The 14723-nt window shown below is 71.9% G+C and carries 17 protein-coding genes; 11 read left to right on the top strand and 6 right to left on the bottom strand.

The annotated features are described in order from the left end of the window. Positions 1–3: 3 nt before the first annotated feature. Positions 4–1242: an amidase gene (locus tag ACP56T_RS07235; RefSeq protein ID WP_430911493.1), complete on the bottom strand. Its 1239-nt coding sequence runs from the start codon at positions 1240–1242 to the stop codon at positions 4–6. A gap of 84 nt (positions 1243–1326) precedes the next feature. Here ACP56T_RS07235 and ACP56T_RS07230 point away from each other — a divergent pair, with 84 nt between their 5' ends. The 9 genes from ACP56T_RS07230 (at position 1327) to ACP56T_RS07190 (ending at position 7573) form a co-directional block, all read left to right on the top strand. Continuing rightward, positions 1327–2322 carry an extensin-like domain-containing protein gene (locus ACP56T_RS07230; protein WP_430911447.1) on the top strand — a complete coding sequence of 332 codons (996 nt, stop codon included), beginning with the start codon at positions 1327–1329 and terminating at the stop codon, positions 2320–2322. Between the two features lie 154 nt (positions 2323–2476). Next, a complete protein-coding gene (locus ACP56T_RS07225; protein ID WP_430911446.1) occupies positions 2477–2944 on the top strand; it encodes a hypothetical protein in 468 nt (155 codons plus the stop codon). A gap of 31 nt (positions 2945–2975) precedes the next feature. Next, on the top strand, positions 2976–3647 hold the full coding sequence (locus tag ACP56T_RS07220) for a ribonuclease T2 family protein (protein WP_430911445.1): 672 nt from the start codon (positions 2976–2978) through the stop codon (positions 3645–3647). 56 nt (positions 3648–3703) lie between these two features. Beyond that, positions 3704–4552, top strand: coding sequence for a 23S rRNA (adenine(2030)-N(6))-methyltransferase RlmJ (locus ACP56T_RS07215; RefSeq protein WP_430911444.1), 849 nt, complete (start codon positions 3704–3706; stop codon positions 4550–4552). A 48-nt stretch (positions 4553–4600) separates the two neighbouring features. Further along, complete coding sequence (locus ACP56T_RS07210; RefSeq protein ID WP_430911443.1) at positions 4601–4855, top strand: type II toxin-antitoxin system HicA family toxin; 255 nt, start codon at positions 4601–4603, stop codon at positions 4853–4855. Beyond that, positions 4852–5202, top strand: a complete 351-nt coding sequence (locus ACP56T_RS07205) for a type II toxin-antitoxin system HicB family antitoxin (RefSeq protein WP_430911442.1) — start codon at positions 4852–4854, stop codon at positions 5200–5202. The genes ACP56T_RS07210 and ACP56T_RS07205 overlap by 4 nt, the downstream gene beginning before the upstream one ends. Before the next feature lie 121 nt (positions 5203–5323). Next, complete coding sequence (rlmN, locus tag ACP56T_RS07200) at positions 5324–6616, top strand: dual-specificity RNA methyltransferase RlmN (protein ID WP_430911441.1); 1293 nt, start codon at positions 5324–5326, stop codon at positions 6614–6616. Positions 6617–6695: 79 nt separating this feature from the next. Next, positions 6696–7058 (top strand): antitoxin Xre/MbcA/ParS toxin-binding domain-containing protein, encoded by a 363-nt coding sequence (locus ACP56T_RS07195; protein WP_430911440.1) that lies wholly within the window; start codon positions 6696–6698, stop codon positions 7056–7058. Further along, entirely contained in the window at positions 7055–7573 is a 519-nt protein-coding gene (locus tag ACP56T_RS07190; protein WP_430911439.1) for an RES family NAD+ phosphorylase, read from the top strand. The genes ACP56T_RS07195 and ACP56T_RS07190 overlap by 4 nt, the downstream gene beginning before the upstream one ends. Before the next feature lie 6 nt (positions 7574–7579). Here ACP56T_RS07190 and ACP56T_RS07185 read toward each other — a convergent pair whose 3' ends face one another. From ACP56T_RS07185 to aptA, 4 genes are all read right to left on the bottom strand, one after another. Continuing rightward, a complete protein-coding gene (locus ACP56T_RS07185) occupies positions 7580–9253 on the bottom strand; it encodes a formate--tetrahydrofolate ligase (protein ID WP_430911438.1) in 1674 nt (557 codons plus the stop codon). A gap of 205 nt (positions 9254–9458) precedes the next feature. Continuing rightward, complete coding sequence (locus tag ACP56T_RS07180; RefSeq protein WP_430911437.1) at positions 9459–9749, bottom strand: addiction module antidote protein; 291 nt, start codon at positions 9747–9749, stop codon at positions 9459–9461. Between the two features lie 14 nt (positions 9750–9763). After that, entirely contained in the window at positions 9764–10054 is a 291-nt protein-coding gene (locus ACP56T_RS07175) for a type II toxin-antitoxin system RelE/ParE family toxin (protein WP_430911436.1), read from the bottom strand. Positions 10055–10107: 53 nt separating this feature from the next. Then, complete coding sequence (gene aptA / locus ACP56T_RS07170; RefSeq protein ID WP_430911435.1) at positions 10108–11433, bottom strand: omega-aminotransferase AptA; 1326 nt, start codon at positions 11431–11433, stop codon at positions 10108–10110. Positions 11434–11688: 255 nt separating this feature from the next. Between aptA and ACP56T_RS07165 the strand changes: the two genes are divergently transcribed. Together ACP56T_RS07165 and ACP56T_RS07160 are read left to right on the top strand one after the other, a co-directional pair. Further along, entirely contained in the window at positions 11689–13131 is a 1443-nt protein-coding gene (locus ACP56T_RS07165; RefSeq protein ID WP_430911434.1) for an EAL domain-containing protein, read from the top strand. 93 nt (positions 13132–13224) lie between these two features. Beyond that, positions 13225–14163, top strand: coding sequence for a TIGR01459 family HAD-type hydrolase (locus ACP56T_RS07160; protein ID WP_430911433.1), 939 nt, complete (start codon positions 13225–13227; stop codon positions 14161–14163). 7 nt (positions 14164–14170) lie between these two features. On the opposite strand, the gene ACP56T_RS07155 is transcribed toward ACP56T_RS07160, so the two are convergent. Then, positions 14171–14704 (bottom strand): protein phosphatase CheZ, encoded by a 534-nt coding sequence (locus ACP56T_RS07155; protein ID WP_430911432.1) that lies wholly within the window; start codon positions 14702–14704, stop codon positions 14171–14173. Positions 14705–14723 lie beyond the last annotated feature (19 nt).

Below are 14723 nucleotides of genomic sequence, written 5' to 3'. Positions count from 1 at the left end.
GGCTCAGGCGGCCGCCAGCGCCCGCTCGATCGTCCGCGCCGCCGAGAGCGCCCGCCCGTCATCCCCGAAGCGGGCGACGACCTGGACGCCGATGGGCAGCCCGTCCACCGGCACGGGCAGGTTCACGCAGGGCACGCCCATCAGCGTCCACAGCCGGTTGAAGCGGGAATCGCCCGTGGAACCGAGCCCGCGCGGCGCCGGGCCGGGCGCAGAGAAGGTCAACAGCACGTCGAAATCCGAAAAGACGTCCTTGAGCACCCGGCGGGCGTGATGGGCGTGGCGGCGGGCGTCGTCGTACTGGGCGGGGGTGAGCGCCTGCGCCCGGTCGAGCTGTCCGCGCAGGATGGGCGGCAGCGCCTCCCGATGCGCGGCGTATTCCCAGGCCAGCGCCTGGCGTGCCTCGAAATCCTGCACGATCGCGTGCCGCTCGAAGGCGAGCGAGATCGGCTCCGGCAGGGCGAGATCGGTGACGACGGCGCCGGCCGATTCGGCCGCCCGCGCCGCCCGTTCCAGCACCGCCACCGCGGCCGGGTCGGCCGTGCCGGCGAAGTCCTGGCGCACGAGCCCGATGCGCGGCGCGCCGGGATCCTCGCTGCCCAGGTCGATCTCCGGGCGGCCCGAGATCAGCGCCAGGGCATGCGCCACGTCGCGGATGCCGGCCCCGAACAGGCCGAGGGTGTCGAGCGCCCAGGAGAAGGTCTTCACCCCCACCATCGGCAGCAGCCGGAACGACGGCTTGATCGCCGCGACCCCGCAGAACGAGGCCGGCCGGATCACGGAGCCGCCGGTCTGGGTGCCGAGGGCGAGAGGCAGCATGCCGGCGGCCACCGCCGCCGCCGAGCCCGACGAGGAGCCGCCGGGGGTGTGCTCGGTATCGCGGGGATTCACCGTCGCCGTCGGGTCGATGCCGGCGAAGGCGCAGGTGGTGGTCTTGGCGAGCGGCACCGCCCCCAGCGCCCGCAGCCGCGCGACGATGGCCGCGTCCGCCTTCGGCCGCCAGCCCGCGTAGATCGCCGCGCCCATCCCGGTCGGCATGTCGGCGGTGTCGATGATGTCCTTGACCCCCACCGCGACGCCGGCGAGCGGCCCCTGCGCCGGCACCGCCGCGTCGGGCGAGAGATGCGCGAGCGCCCCGATGCGCGGCTCCTGCGCGGCGATCGCCTCGCGGCAGAGGGCGACGGCGCCCGCCGGGGTCAGGGTGCCGGCCTCGATGCGGGCGCGGATATCGACGAGCGAGAGCATGGGCATGCGTTTCGTTGGGGAGGGGAGGCGGCGGCGCCGCGTCGTTGACGAAGCCTTTACGGCATCGGGTGCATCTTACGCGCCATGTGGCGTAGCGTCATCGCGTTCTCCGCCCTGGCGCTGTTCGGCGCGGGGCTCACCGGCTGTGCGCTCAACACGTTCGAGCGCCGGGAGCCCTGGCGCGACCAGGCGGAGCAGATCTGCCTCTCGAAGAACCTCGTGCGGGCGAGCGAGTTCGTCACGCCGGCCAAGGAGATCGACGGGCCCGGCCCCTGCGGCATGCAGCAGCCCTTCCGGGTGACGCGGCTCGGCAACGGGACGGTCGCCCTCAAGCAGCGCATGACGCTCGCCTGCCCCGCCCTCTCGGAGGCCGAGGCCTGGCTCGCCGACACCATCCAGCCGGCCGCGAACCTGTATTTCGGGCAGCCCGTGGCCGAGATCAACGCCGGCTCCTACGCCTGCCGGGGCCGCAACAACCAGGCCGGCGCGCGCCTCTCCGAGCACGGCTTCGGCAACGCCGTCGACATCATGTCCTTCAAGCTCGCCGACGGCTACGTCATCACCGTGAAGGGCGGCTGGCGCGGCACCGAGGCCGAGCAGGGCTTTCTACGCGAAGTGTTCCTGGGGGCGTGCCAGCGCTTCTCGACGGTGCTGGCGCCGGGCTCGAACGTCTTCCACTACGACCACATCCATGTGGACCTCGCCCGGCACGACCCGCGCGGGCTGAAGCGCATCTGCCAGCCGCTCATCAAGTACGTGCCGCAGCTCGGCGCGGAGGGCGCGCGGACCTTCTCGCGCCCCGCCCCGCCCGCGCGCCAGCCCGCCCCCCCGCAGGCGCCGATCGACGTCGAGGAGGACGATCCCTACGGCGTCACCCCGATGTCCTCACGGGAGAGCCCGTCGCGGGTCGCCCGCGCCCCCGTCGCCCCGGCGGTCGCCGCCCCCTCGGCCTACGCCTCCGCGCCGGCTCCCCGGCCCCGCTACGCCGCGCCGGCAGAGGAGCCCGCGCCCGGTTTCGAGGAGCCGCTGCCCCTCACCGGACGCGCCGGCCCGACCCTCTCCTCCGGCCCGATCTACTGATCCCGGACTGTGCTCCGGGCACGTCACCCGGCGCGAAAGCGAACGCCGCCGCGCCGAATGCGGCCGCGCCCGGCCGGCTCGCCTTGACAGGTCCGGGCCCTGGCCGCTCCATCCCGCGAGAGTCCGACAAGACCCCGCGGAAGACGCAGAGCCCATGCGCCCGAACCCCCATCTCGCCGCCCTCGCGGCCGCCCTGCTGATGGCCACGAGCCTCCAGCCGGCCTTCGCCCGCTCGGCCCGTGAGGAGATCTCGCCGGCCGAGGAGCGCCTCTTCCCCTTCGATGCGAACATCCCCGGCTGCCAGGAGGCGAAGGTGCTGGAGGAGCTGTCCTCCCAGTTCGCCGAGAAGGAGTCCCAGTACTGGAACTCCTCGCTCACCATCGTCGGCTTCGACCATATCGAGCGCACCGCCTGGCGCCCCTGGGGCCTCGACTTCTACCCGCGCCGCTTCTGCTCGGCGACGGCCACGACCTCGGACGGCGTGCGCCGCAAGGTCGACTACTCGGTGCGCGAGGGCCTCGGCCTCGTCGGCGCCACCTGGGGCGTCGAGTTCTGCGTCCACGGGCTCGACCGCAACCTCGCCTATGCCTACGCCACGGCCTGCCGCGAGGCCCGGCCCTGATCCGACCCGGCACCCCGCCGAAAGTAATGGCATGACGACGCGTCGCCCGTCGCGCCTCGGGGCGCTCGCCGGCCTGCTGCTGCTGGCCTCCCCGGCCATGGCGCAGGACGAGGGCGGTTTCGGGCGCGGCGCGCCGGGCGTGTTCGACTTCTACGTGCTGGCCCTGTCCTGGTCGCCGACCTATTGCGAGACCGCCTCCCGCCGGGACGACCGGCAATGCGCGCCGGGGCGCGGCCTCGGCTTCGTGCTGCACGGGCTCTGGCCGCAATACGCGCGCGGCTTCCCCTCGAACTGCTCCGCCTTCGAGCGGCCGATCACCCGGCAGGCCATGGAGGTCGCCGGTCAGGTCTATCCGGCCGAGGGGCTCGCCCGCTACGAGTGGCGCAAGCACGGCACCTGCTCGGGGCTCGACCCGGCCGCCTATTTCAGCGCCGCCCGAAACGCGCGCGCCGCGATCGCCATCCCCGACGCCTTCAAGAAGCCGACGACGGATGCGCGCTTTGCCGCCACCGACATCGTCCGGCAGTTCGTCGCGGCCAATGAGGGCCTGCGCGCGGACATGATGGCGGTCGCTTGCACGGGCAACGCCCTGCAAGAGGTGCGCATCTGCTTCACCAAGGACCTGCGCGGCTTCACGCCCTGCCCCGAGGTGGTGCGCCGCTCCTGCCGCTCGCAGGACATCACCGTCGACGCCGCGCGCTGACTTTCTCCCGGCAGGGGCTGGCGCAGAGGCGGCCCGCCTGATTCCATCGGCCCGCGATGAACTACCGTCACGCCTTCCACGCCGGCAATCATGCCGACGTCCTCAAGCATCTCGTGCTGGCGCGGGTGCTCGCCCATCTCCTCGCCAAGCCGACCGCCTTCCGGGCGATCGACGTCTTCGCCGGGCTCGGAATCTACGATCTTTCCGGCGACGAGGCCGGGCGCACCGGCGAGTGGCGGGAGGGCTGGGGCCTCCTCGACGACCCCTTCCCGGATGCCGTGGAGGCGCTGCTCGCCCCCTACCGCGCGGCCGTGGAGGCGACGCGCGCGCGCTTCGGTGAGACGGCCTACCCCGGCTCGCCCCAGATCATCCGCGAGGCCCTGCGCCGGGGCGACCGCGGCGTGTTCGTGGAGCTGCATCCGCAGGACGCGGACGTCCTTAGCCGGCGCTACAACCAGGATCCGCTCACCAAGGTGATGCGGTTCGACGGCTGGACCGCCCTCAACGCCCTGATCCCGCCCCCCGAGCGGCGCGGGCTCGTGCTGATCGATCCGCCCTTCGAGGTGACGGGCGAGATCGAGCGGCTCGGCGCGCTGCTGCTCAAGGCGGTGGCGAAATGGCCGACGGGGGTCTTCCTCGCCTGGTATCCGATCAAGGATCACGCCGGCATCGCGGCGATGATCGAGACCCTCGACCGCGCGCTGACCCGCCCGGCCCTGCGCCTCGACCTGCTGATCCAGCATCCCGACGCCACCGCCGGTCTCGCCGGCAGCGGGCTCGTGGTGGTCAATCCGCCCTGGACGCTGGCCGACGAGGCGGCGCTGTTCCTGCCGGCCCTGGCCGAGCGCCTCGCCCGCGACGATTACGGCGCCTTCCGTTGCGACGCGGTCGGCCCGCAGGAATAGGGGCGGCTACCCTTGCGTTCCGCGAGAATGCTATCATATTTCGATAGCATGAATCGTCGGAACGCCAAGACCCTGGAGGCAGTGTTCACCGATCCGGTGTCTCCGTCGATCGCCTGGGCCGATATCGAGACCCTCCTTCTGGCGGCCGGATGCCGGTTGATCGAAGGGGCCGGCTCGCGCGTGCGGTTCGAGTACCGGGGCGTCGTCGCCAGCTTCCACCGCCCGCATCCGGCGAAGGAAGCCAAGCGCTATCAGGTGCGGGACGCGCGCGATTTCCTCATGAAGATCGGAGTCGGGCCATGAGCGCCATGAGCTACGAAGGATTTTATGCCCGCGTGGAGTTCGACGCGGAGGACGGGCTGTTCGTCGGGCATCTCGCCGGCATCAACGACGTGGTCGGCTTCCATGCCGAGACCGTGGACGACCTGAGGCGCGCCTTTCATGAGGCCGTCGAGGACTATCGGGCGACCTGCGCGCTGACCGGAAAGGCGCCCGAGAAGCCCTATTCCGGCAAGGTGATGCTGCGGATCGCCCCGGACGTCCATGCTCGCGCGGCACTGGCGGCGGAACTCGCGGGCAAGAGCCTCAACCAATGGGGCGAGGAGGTTCTCGCCACGGCCAGCCTCGCCGCCCTTAGAAAAGCGGGATGACCGGCCCGGCTTTGCCGTCATGCGATCCTGTGATCGCAGGATCGAAGCCGGCACAGTCGCGTCGGCGGCCGGAAACGCCTATATGCGAGCGGTTCCAACATCCGAAGATCGGTTGAAGCAGATGGCGACGGGCTCGCTCGACACCGCGCGACGCGAGGGCGGCGCATTCTCCGGCATCGAGAAGACGCCGGAGTTCCAGCCGGATTCCGCCCCCCTTCCGGGGATGCGCTCCTCCCTCGTCGGCCTCCCCCGCGAGGACCTGAAGGCGCGGCTGCTGGCGGTCGGCGTGCCCGAGCGCGAGACGCGCATGCGCGCCGGCCAGCTCTGGCACTGGCTGAACCTGCGCGGCGCCACCGATTTCTCCGAGATGACCAATGTCGGCAAGGGTCTGAAGGCGACGCTTAGCCAGCACTACACCCTTGACCGGCCCGAGGTGGTGAGCCGCCAGGTCTCGCGCGACGGCACCCGCAAATGGCTGCTGCGCATGGCGCCCACCGGCCGGCACGACCACAATCGCGGCGCCGAGATCGAGTGCGTCTACATTCCCGGCCCGGACCGGGGCACGCTCTGCGTGTCGAGCCAGGTCGGCTGCACGCTGACCTGCTCGTTCTGCCACACGGGCACGCAGCGCCTCGTGCGCAACCTGTCGGCCGCCGAGATCGTGTCGCAGCTCGTGGTCGCCCGCGACGAGCTCGGCGACTGGGTCGGCCAGATGCCCTCGCGCGACGCCTCCGGCGCGGGCGAGGTCGGGCGGCTCGTCACCAACATCGTGTTCATGGGCATGGGCGAGCCCCTCTACAATCTCGACGCGGTGATCGACGCGGTGGGCGTGATGTCCGACCAGGACGGCATGGGGCTCTCGCGCCGCCGCATCACCGTCTCGACCTCGGGGGTGGTGCCGCAGATGCAACGCCTCGGCGAGGAGGCGCATGCGATGCTCGCGGTCTCGCTGCACGCCGTGCGCGACGACATCCGCGACACGCTGGTGCCGCTCAACCGCAAATATCCGATCGCGGACTTGCTCGACGCCTGCCGACGCTATCCGGGGCTCAACAACGCCAGGCGCATCACCTTCGAGTACGTGATGCTCAAGGGCGTGAACGATTCGGATGCCGATGCGCGCGAATTGGTGCGCCTCCTCAAGGGCATCCCGGCCAAGATCAACCTGATTCCGTTCAACCCCTGGCCCGGCAGCGTCTACGAATGCTCGGACTGGGAGCGCATCGAGCGCTTCTCCGAGATCGTGTTCAACGCCGGCTACGCTTCGCCGGTGCGCACCCCGCGCGGGCGCGACATCCTCGCCGCCTGCGGCCAGCTCAAGAGCGAGACCGAGAAGCTGCGCGCCCGCGCCCGGATGATGCTCGACGAAGGCATCGGCCCGGAAGGGCTCTATGCCGGGCTCGACGACGACTGAGCGCGCCCGCATCCGCCTTGCCCTTTCGCCGGCCCCGCCTCATATCTTGTCCCGGAACCGGGACATAGCGAGGGGCATCGTGACCGCTTTTGCGCTGAAGGACGTGATGTCCTCGGACGGACTTGTCGAGACGGGACGGCTCAGCGCCCATCTCAAAGTCTCGAAGATCGAGCTCGCGGCCGCCGCCGGCCTCTCGCGCGACGCCGTCTCGAAGACCGCGCGCCTGAAGGCCCCCGCGACCCAGAGCCGCCTGCGCGACGTCGTCGAGATCATCACCCGCATCCTGCCCTGGGCAGGCTCGGTGCCGCAGGCTTATGCCTGGTACAGGGCGCAGCCCCTGCCCTCCTTCGGCGACCAGACCGCCGAGGATCTGGTGAAGGAGGGCCGGGCCGAGGCGGTGAAGGCCTATCTCGCGCGGATCGCGGCCGGCGGCTACGCGTGAGGCTGACGGGCCAGGTCTACCGGGCCCATCACCCGCGCTGGGCGTTCGCCCCGGCCTCGGGGCAGGGCGCCGCCCTGCATGGAGGCCGCTTCAACCCGAAGGGCCTGGCGGCGCTCTACACCTCCCGCCGGCTGGAGACGGCCTGGCTCGAGGCGCAGCAGGCGTTTCCGTTCAAGGCCCAGCCGATGACGCTGTGCGCCTACGAGGTCGACTGCGCGGATGTCGCCGATCTCACCGATCCGGCGGAACGGAGCCGGCTCGGGATTGCGGAAGCCGATCTCGCCTGCGCCTGGGAGGACATCGCCGCGCGCGGGGCGATCCCGCCGAGCTGGGATCTCGCGCTCCGGCTGCTGGCGGCGGGGGCGAGCGGCATCCTGGTCCGCAGCTTCGCGGCGGCGGCCGGGCCGCGCGACGTCAACGCGGTGTTCTGGCGATGGGCGGACGCGCCGCCGCATCGGGTCCGCGCCGTCGACGACGCGGACCGTCTGCCGAAGGACGATTCCTCCTGGCGGTGAGCCGGCTCAGAACAGCCCGTCGATCTGGCCGTTGGCGTCGAGGCGGATGGTGTCCGCGGCCGGCACCTTGGGCAGGCCGGGCATGGTCATGATCTCCCCGCAGATCGCCACCACGAAGCCGGCGCCCGCCGAGAGGCGCACGTCGCGCACCGCGATGACGTGCCCGCTCGGCGCGCCCATCAGGCCGGGATCGGTGGAGAACGAGTACTGGGTCTTGGCCATGCAGACCGGCAGGTGGCCGTAGCCCTCCTTCTCGAAGGAGGCGAGCTTCTGCGCGGCCTTCGATTCGATCTGCACCGAGCCCGCCCCGTAGAGCTTGGTCGCGATGGCGTTGATCTTGTCGGAGAGCTTGGCCTCGGACTCGTAGGCGTAAGCAAGCGGCTGCTGCGGCCCTTCCGCGAGCTTCACCACGGCCTGCGCCAGACCCTCGGCGCCGGCGCCGCCATCCGCCCAGTGCTTGCAGGTGATCGCCTCGACGCCGAGCCTGTCCCGGCAGAGCGTCTTCAGCGCGTCGTGCTCGGCGTCGGTATCGGCATGGAAGTGGTTCACGCCCACCACCACCGGCAGGCCGAAGTCGCGCACGTTGGCGACGTGGCGCTCGAGATTCGCGAACCCCTTCTCCAGGGCGGCGATGTTCTCGGAGCCCAGCGACTTCTTGTCGACGCCGCCATGCATCTTGAGGGCGCGCACGGTGGCGACGATCACCACGGCCGAGGGCTTGAGCCCCGTCTGCCGGCACTTGATGTCCAGGAACTTCTCCGCGCCGAGATCGGCGCCGAAGCCGGCTTCCGTCACCGCGTATTCGCCGAGCTTCAGCGCGGTGCGGGTGGCGATCACCGAGTTGCAGCCATGGGCGATGTTGGCGAAGGGGCCGCCATGGATGAGGGCCGGGTTGCCCTCCAGCGTCTGCACGAGGTTCGGCTGGAGCGCGTCCTTCAGGAGCACCGTCATGGCGCCCGTGGCCTTCACGTCCTTGAGGGTGACGAGCTTGCGGTCGCGGGTCTCGGCGATGACGATCTTGCCGAGGCGCTCTTCCAGATCGGCGAGGTCCTTCGCCAGGCAGAACACCGCCATCACCTCGGAGGCGACGGTGATGTCGAAGCCGTCTTCCCTCGGAAAACCGTTGGCGACGCCGCCGAGCGACTGGTTGATGGCGCGCAGCGCCCGGTCGTTCATGTCGACCACGCGCCGCCAGAAGATGCGCCGCACGTCGATGTTGAGCTCGTTCGTCCAGTAGACGTGGTTGTCGATGAGCGCGGCCGCGAGGGAGTGCGCCGAGGTGATGGCGTGGAAGTCGCCGGTGAAGTGCAGGTTGATCTGCTCCATCGGCACGACCTGCGACTTGCCGCCGCCGGCCGCCCCGCCCTTCATGCCGAAGCAGGGGCCGAGCGAGGGCTCGCGCAGGGCGATCACCGCCTTCTTGCCGATGCGGTTCAGGGCATCGCCGAGGCCGACCGTGGTGGTGGTCTTGCCCTCGCCGGCCGGCGTCGGCGAGATCGCGGTGACGAGGATCAGCTTGCCGTCGGGCCTGCCCTCCAGCGAGGCGATGTAGCCGTGGTCGATCTTGGCGATGTGCTTGCCGTAGTTGTGGAGCGCATCGTCCGGGACGCCGAGCTTTTCCGCGACATGGGCGATGGGCTTCAGGGTCGCCGCGCGGGCGATCTCGATGTCGGAGGGCATGTTTTCCTCACCTCACGTCTTTAGCGTGGCGTCCGCCATTCGGCGCGCTTCGGCCCCGCGGGACCGCCGGCCGCTTGTGTACGGCGTTAGGCCATCTTGATAGCCCGATCCCCGCACTCTGGGCGAGAGGGCGCGAAAAAGCGCGTTGGATGTTTTTCGAGGCGCCGCAAAAATAAGTTGAGGTCCGCCCTGCGAACCGATCCGCCTAGCGTGTCGGGCCGACCGTCGCGGTGAGGCGAACGTTGAGGGTCTTGAGCACCCGCATGGCGGTATCGAGGCTCGGATTGCCGTCCTCGGACAGGGCCCGATACAGGCTTTCGCGGGAGAGGCCGGCCTCGCGGGCGATCTGGGTCATGCCGCGCGCGCGCGCGACGACTCCGAGCGCATGCCGGAACAGCGCCGCGTCCCCCTCCTCGACGGCCGCCGCGAGATACTCGGCGACGGCCTCGTCGGTGCCGAGATATTCGGCGGAATCGTAGGGCCTGGTCTCCGGCATCGTTCCCTCGATCCTCAGACGGTCGCCGCCAGCGCCTTGGCCTTCGCGATGTCCCGGTCCTGGCTTCCCTTGTCGCCCCCGCAGAGCAGGACGATCAGCGCCTCGCCCCGGAGCACGAAATAGACGCGGTAGCCCGGCCCGTGATCGATGCGCAGCTCGCTCACGCCCTCGCCCACCGGCTTGACGTCGCCGGCGTGCCCGAGGGCGAGACGATCGATGCGCAACGCGATCCGGGCTTTCGCCCGCTCGTCTCGCAACCCCTTGATCCATGCGTCGAAACGCTCGGTTCGCAGGATCCTCGGCATGGCAATGCGTATCCTATAGGCTACACACGATCAATGGCCGGCGACGCCGGGCCTCACGCCACCGCCCGGATCGCTCCCGCCAGACCGTCGACGATCTCGCCGATCTGGTCCTCGCTCACGATCAGCGGGGGGGTGATCGCCAGGGTGTCGCCGCCGGCGCGCACGACGAAGCCCGCGTCGAAGGCGTGGTCCATGGCCTCGAACGCGCGAAGACCCGGCGCGCCGGGGCGCGGGGCGAGGTCGATGGCGGCCGACAGGCCGAGCGTGCGGATGTCGAGGACGTTCGGCAGGCCGCGCAGGCTCATCACGGCTTCCGCCAGCACCGGCTCCAGGGCGCGGGCGCGGGCGAAGAGATCCTCGTCGCGGTAGAGGTCGAGGGTGGCCAGCGCGGCGGCGCAGGCGAGCGGATGCCCGGAATAGGTGTAGCCGTGGAAGAGCTCGACCATGTGGTCGGGCCCCTGCATGAGGGCGTCGAAGACCGGCTCGCGCGCGATCACGCCGCCGAGCGGCACGGTTCCCGAGTTCACCGCCTTGGCGAAGCAGATCATGTCCGGCACCACGCCGTAGCGCTCGGCGGCGAAGGCATGGCCGAGACGCCCGAACCCGGTGATGACCTCGTCGAAGATCAACAGCAGGCCATGGCGGTCGCAGAGCGCGCGCAGCCGCTCCAGATAGCCCTTCGGCGGCGGCAGCACGCCGGTGGAACCCGCCATCGGCTCGACGATCACGGCGGCGATGGTGGAGGCGTCGTGAAGCGCCACGATGCGTTCGAGATCGTCGGCGAGATGGGCGCCCCAGTCCGGCTCGCCCATGGAGAACGCCTGCCGCTCCCGGTCGTAGGTGTGGGGCAGGTGGTCGATGCCCGGCAGCCCGGTGCCGAACGCCTTGCGGTTGGCCGCGATGCCCCCCACCGAGATGCCGCCGAAGCCGACGCCGTGATAGCCGCGCTCGCGCCCGACGATCCGGGTGCGCCGGCCCTCCCCCCTGGCCTGCCAGTAGGCGAGGGCGATCTTGAGCGCGGTGTCGACGGATTCCGAGCCGGAGTTGCAGAAGAACACCCGGTCGAGGTCGCCGGGCGCGAGATGGGCGATGCGCGAGGCCAGCGCGAAGGCGCCGGGATGGCCGAACTGGAAGGGCGGCGCGTAGTCGAGCGCCGCCGCCTGGCGCTGGATCGCGGCGGTGATCGGCGCGCGGTTGTGCCCGGCGTTGCAGCACCACAGGCCGGCGATGCCGTCGAGGACGCGCCGCCCGTCCGGGGTGAGATAGTGCATCCCCTCGGCGCCCGCGATCAGGCGCGGCTTGCGGCGGAAGGCGCGGTTGGCCGTGAACGGCATCCACCACGCGTCGAGGTCGTTCGGGCCGGCGGGCAGCGTCCGCATGGTCTTCCAGTCCCGTGAGGTTCGAGGGCGCGGCGCAGGCATCGGCCGCGCGCCGTGGGTTTCGGGTCTCACCCGGCGGGATGCAAGCGCGCGACCACCCAGATTGCGGTGGAATCGCCCTTCCGGGGGGCCCCCTCCGCTTGCCCGGAACCGAACGGTCGGCGACAACTTCAACGCGATGTCCGGCGGCAGGCCGCATCGCCGACCCCACCCGCCCGTGAGCGTCACCCTGTCGCGGAAGTATCGAGAATCCCGATGGCCCGGTCCCTAGGCCAATCCGCGCGCCTCCTCGTTCCCGGCCTCCTCGCCCTCGTCGTGCTGGCGCCGCTCGCGGTGCTCTCGCCGACCGTCGCCGCCCTCTCGCTCGCCGCGCTCGGCGGGGCGGTGGCCTGGCTCGCCCGCGCTCGCGCGGCGGCGCTCGCGGCCCGCTGCGACAAGCTCTCGACGGAGTTCGGCGTGCTCTCGGAGCGCCTGCTGCGGCTCGAGGCGCTGGCGGGCGCCGAGAAGCTGCGGGCCGACACGGCGCGGGCGGCCGGCGCCGAGGCGCTCTCGGCCGGGGTCGAGGAGGTGACGGTGGAGATCGGCCTGCTCAGCGGCATCGTGCGCGATCTCGCCGCCGTCGTGGCCGCCCAGGACGGCGAGATCGCCCGCCTCAAGGAGGCGCCCCCGCCGGAGCCCGCCGCCCCCGTGCCGCAGAGCCTCGCCGCGCCGGCGGCGCCTCCTCCGCCCGAGCCCTCCCCGCCGGCGCCGCGCCCCGTGCTGCCGGAGATGCCCGCCTCTCCCCGCCCGATCCCGCCGCGCCGCCCCGACCCGGCGGCCTTCGACGCGCTCGATGAGGAACCGCGCGGGAGACGGGGAGACGGCGGCGAGGCGGCGATGGTCGCCGCCTTCGACGGGGCGGGGCTCGAGGTCCATCTCCAGCCGATCGTGACGCTGCCGCAGCGCAAGGTGTCCTCCTACGAGGCGTCGGCGCGTCTGCGGGTCGAGGGTGTCCTGCTGGCGCCGGAGACCTTCGTGCCCGTGCTCGAGCGGCACGGCCGCACCACCGATCTCGACCGGCGCATGCTCCAGCGCGTCGCCACCATCGCCCGCCACCTCGCCGGGCGCGGCAGCGAGGCGGCGGTGTCCTACGGGCTGTCGCCGCTCTCGCTGTTCGAGCCGGGCTTCCTGCGCTCGCTCGCGCGCATCGTCGCGGAGCCGGCGCTGGCCGGACGGCTGGTGCTGGCGCTGCCGCAGGAGAGCTGGCGCAGCCTCGACGCCGAGCAGGCGAGCGCGCTGGCGGCGCTGCGCGGGCGCGTCGGCTTCACCCTCGACCGTCCGACCGACCTGCGCTTCGACGCCCTCTCGCTCGCCGAGCGCGGCGTCGGCCAGGTGAAGGTGCCGGCCGAGCTGCTGCTGCGGGCCGCCGCCGGCCGGCGCGGGCTCTCCGACATCGCCGTCGAGGACCTCGTCGCGGCGCTCGCGCGCTCGGGCATCCGGCTCGTGGCCGACCGGGTCGAGCGCGAGGCCGACGTGCCCGACCTCATCGATCTCGACGTGCCCTTCGCGCAGGGCGGCGTCTTCGCCGGCCCCCGCGCGGTGCGCGCCGAGGTGCTCGCGACGCCGGCCCCCGCCCCCGTTCCCCCCGAGCCGGAGCAGGAACCCGAGCCGCCCGCGCCGCGCCGCAACTTCCGCGATTTCCTGCGCCGGGCGGGCTGACCCGCCCCCGGCGGGGCCGGCGCGTGCGTTGCATCATGGGCCGGCGGCGCCTATGCGGACGGCCTCGCGCCCACTCCTGTCGAGGACATGCCGATGCCGGCCCAGGCCATCCCGGCGGCCAGACCGCCCGCCGACCCGACGCCCCCGGTCCTCGACGGGCTGCGCCAGATCGCGGAGGGGTACGACCTGATCCTCTGCGACGTCTGGGGCGTGCTCCATGACGGCATCCGCGGGCACCGCGCCGCCGCCGAGGCGCTGATCCGCTTCCGCGCGCTGCCGCCGGACGGACGGCCCCGGCGGGTGGTGCTGGTCTCGAACGCGCCGCGCCCCTGGGAGGGCGTGCAGCGCATTCTCGACGGCTTCGGCGTCGACCGCGACGCCTACGACGCCATCCTCACCTCGGGGGACCTCACGCGCGGCATGATCGCCACGGTGCAGGCCGAGCGGGGGCGCGACATCCCCATCCATCATCTCGGGCCGGAGCGGGACGCGGGCATCTTCGACGGGCTCGGGCTGAGCCTCGTGCCGGCCACCGATTGCCGCCTCGTCGTCTGCACCGGCCTGTTGGACGACGACGTCGAGACCGTGGAGGACTACCGCGCGCGCCTCGCCGATTTCCGCGGGCGCGGGGTGCCGATGATCTGCGCCAACCCCGACCTCGTGGTGGAGCGCGGCGGCCGGCTGATCCCCTGCGCGGGCCTGATCGCGGCAGCCTTCGCCGAGAGCGGCGGCGTCGTGACCTATGCCGGAAAGCCCCATCGCCCGATCTACGAGGAGGCGCTCGCCATGGCGGGGCGTCTCGACGGGCGGGAGCCGCCGGCGAAGGCGCGGGTGCTGGCGCTGGGCGACGCGCTGCGCACCGACATCGCGGGGGCGGACGGCTTCGGCCTGCCGAACCTGCTCGTCGCACGCGGGATCCACGCCGCCGAGCTCGGCCTCACGGCCGATTCGGGCGATCTCGGCGGGCTCGCCGACTGGCTCGCGACCAAGCCCGTGCGGCCCGGCGCGGTGATCGAGCACCTGACCTGGTAGACCCGTCTCAGGCGAACAGGGCGTCGATGTCGTTCTGGGAGGTCTCGGGGCCGGCGATCTGCGGGCCGTTGAGGAGCAGGCGCTCGGCGCGCGCCTTGCGCTCGGCTTCCGCCGGATCGTAGCCGGCCTCGTCGCGGGCCTTCACGGCGGCGGCGAAGCGCGCGAGCCGCAGCTCCAGATGGCGCAGGGCCTCCACCACCTTGCCGATGCGCTGGCCGGTGATGTCCTGGAAGGCGCAGGCCTCGAAGATCTCGTAGATCTTCCCCTCGACGTTCTCGCGGTAGCTCGCGTCGTCGGGCAGGGCGAGCATCGCCTCGGCGGAGGCCATGATGGTGTTGGTGGCCCCGGCGGTCGCCGCGAGCACGCTGCCGAGCTCCTCATGCGCCATCGGGATGCGGTCGCGCGTGATCTCGTTCGCGCGCAGCGCGGCGATCTCGGTGCGCATGTGGCTGATGTAGTCGGCGATCTCCACGAGCTCGCGGATGACGCGGCCGGACGCGTCCTCGAAGCCGTTCTCGCCGGTCTTGATCTGAAATCCCATGGCCGTCCCCATCCCGCAG

Origin of the sequence: Methylobacterium endophyticum (assembly GCF_050591105.1) — a bacterium.
Taxonomy (GTDB): Bacteria; Pseudomonadota; Alphaproteobacteria; order Rhizobiales; family Beijerinckiaceae; genus Methylobacterium.
The sequence above is the reverse complement of the archived record's forward strand: the minus strand, read 5'-3'. Positions and strand labels throughout refer to the sequence as shown.

Bases quoted from the DNA above. Each gene is read 5' to 3' on its own strand.
- ACP56T_RS07235 (WP_430911493.1), bottom strand. From the start codon at position 1,242: ATGCTCTCGCTCGTCGATATCCGCGCCCGCATCGAGGCCGGCACCCTG.
- ACP56T_RS07230 (WP_430911447.1), top strand. From the start codon at position 1,327: ATGTGGCGTAGCGTCATCGCGTTCTCCGCCCTGGCGCTGTTCGGCGCG.
- ACP56T_RS07225 (WP_430911446.1), top strand. From the start codon at position 2,477: ATGCGCCCGAACCCCCATCTCGCCGCCCTCGCGGCCGCCCTGCTGATG.
- ACP56T_RS07220 (WP_430911445.1), top strand. From the start codon at position 2,976: ATGACGACGCGTCGCCCGTCGCGCCTCGGGGCGCTCGCCGGCCTGCTG.
- ACP56T_RS07215 (WP_430911444.1), top strand. From the start codon at position 3,704: ATGAACTACCGTCACGCCTTCCACGCCGGCAATCATGCCGACGTCCTC.
- ACP56T_RS07210 (WP_430911443.1), top strand. From the start codon at position 4,601: ATGAATCGTCGGAACGCCAAGACCCTGGAGGCAGTGTTCACCGATCCG.
- ACP56T_RS07205 (WP_430911442.1), top strand. From the start codon at position 4,852: ATGAGCGCCATGAGCTACGAAGGATTTTATGCCCGCGTGGAGTTCGAC.
- rlmN (WP_430911441.1), top strand. From the start codon at position 5,324: ATGGCGACGGGCTCGCTCGACACCGCGCGACGCGAGGGCGGCGCATTC.
- ACP56T_RS07185 (WP_430911438.1), bottom strand. From the start codon at position 9,253: ATGCCCTCCGACATCGAGATCGCCCGCGCGGCGACCCTGAAGCCCATC.
- ACP56T_RS07180 (WP_430911437.1), bottom strand. From the start codon at position 9,749: ATGCCGGAGACCAGGCCCTACGATTCCGCCGAATATCTCGGCACCGAC.
- ACP56T_RS07175 (WP_430911436.1), bottom strand. From the start codon at position 10,054: ATGCCGAGGATCCTGCGAACCGAGCGTTTCGACGCATGGATCAAGGGG.
- aptA (WP_430911435.1), bottom strand. From the start codon at position 11,433: ATGCGGACGCTGCCCGCCGGCCCGAACGACCTCGACGCGTGGTGGATG.
- ACP56T_RS07165 (WP_430911434.1), top strand. From the start codon at position 11,689: ATGGCCCGGTCCCTAGGCCAATCCGCGCGCCTCCTCGTTCCCGGCCTC.
- ACP56T_RS07160 (WP_430911433.1), top strand. From the start codon at position 13,225: ATGCCGGCCCAGGCCATCCCGGCGGCCAGACCGCCCGCCGACCCGACG.
- ACP56T_RS07155 (WP_430911432.1), bottom strand. From the start codon at position 14,704: ATGGGATTTCAGATCAAGACCGGCGAGAACGGCTTCGAGGACGCGTCC.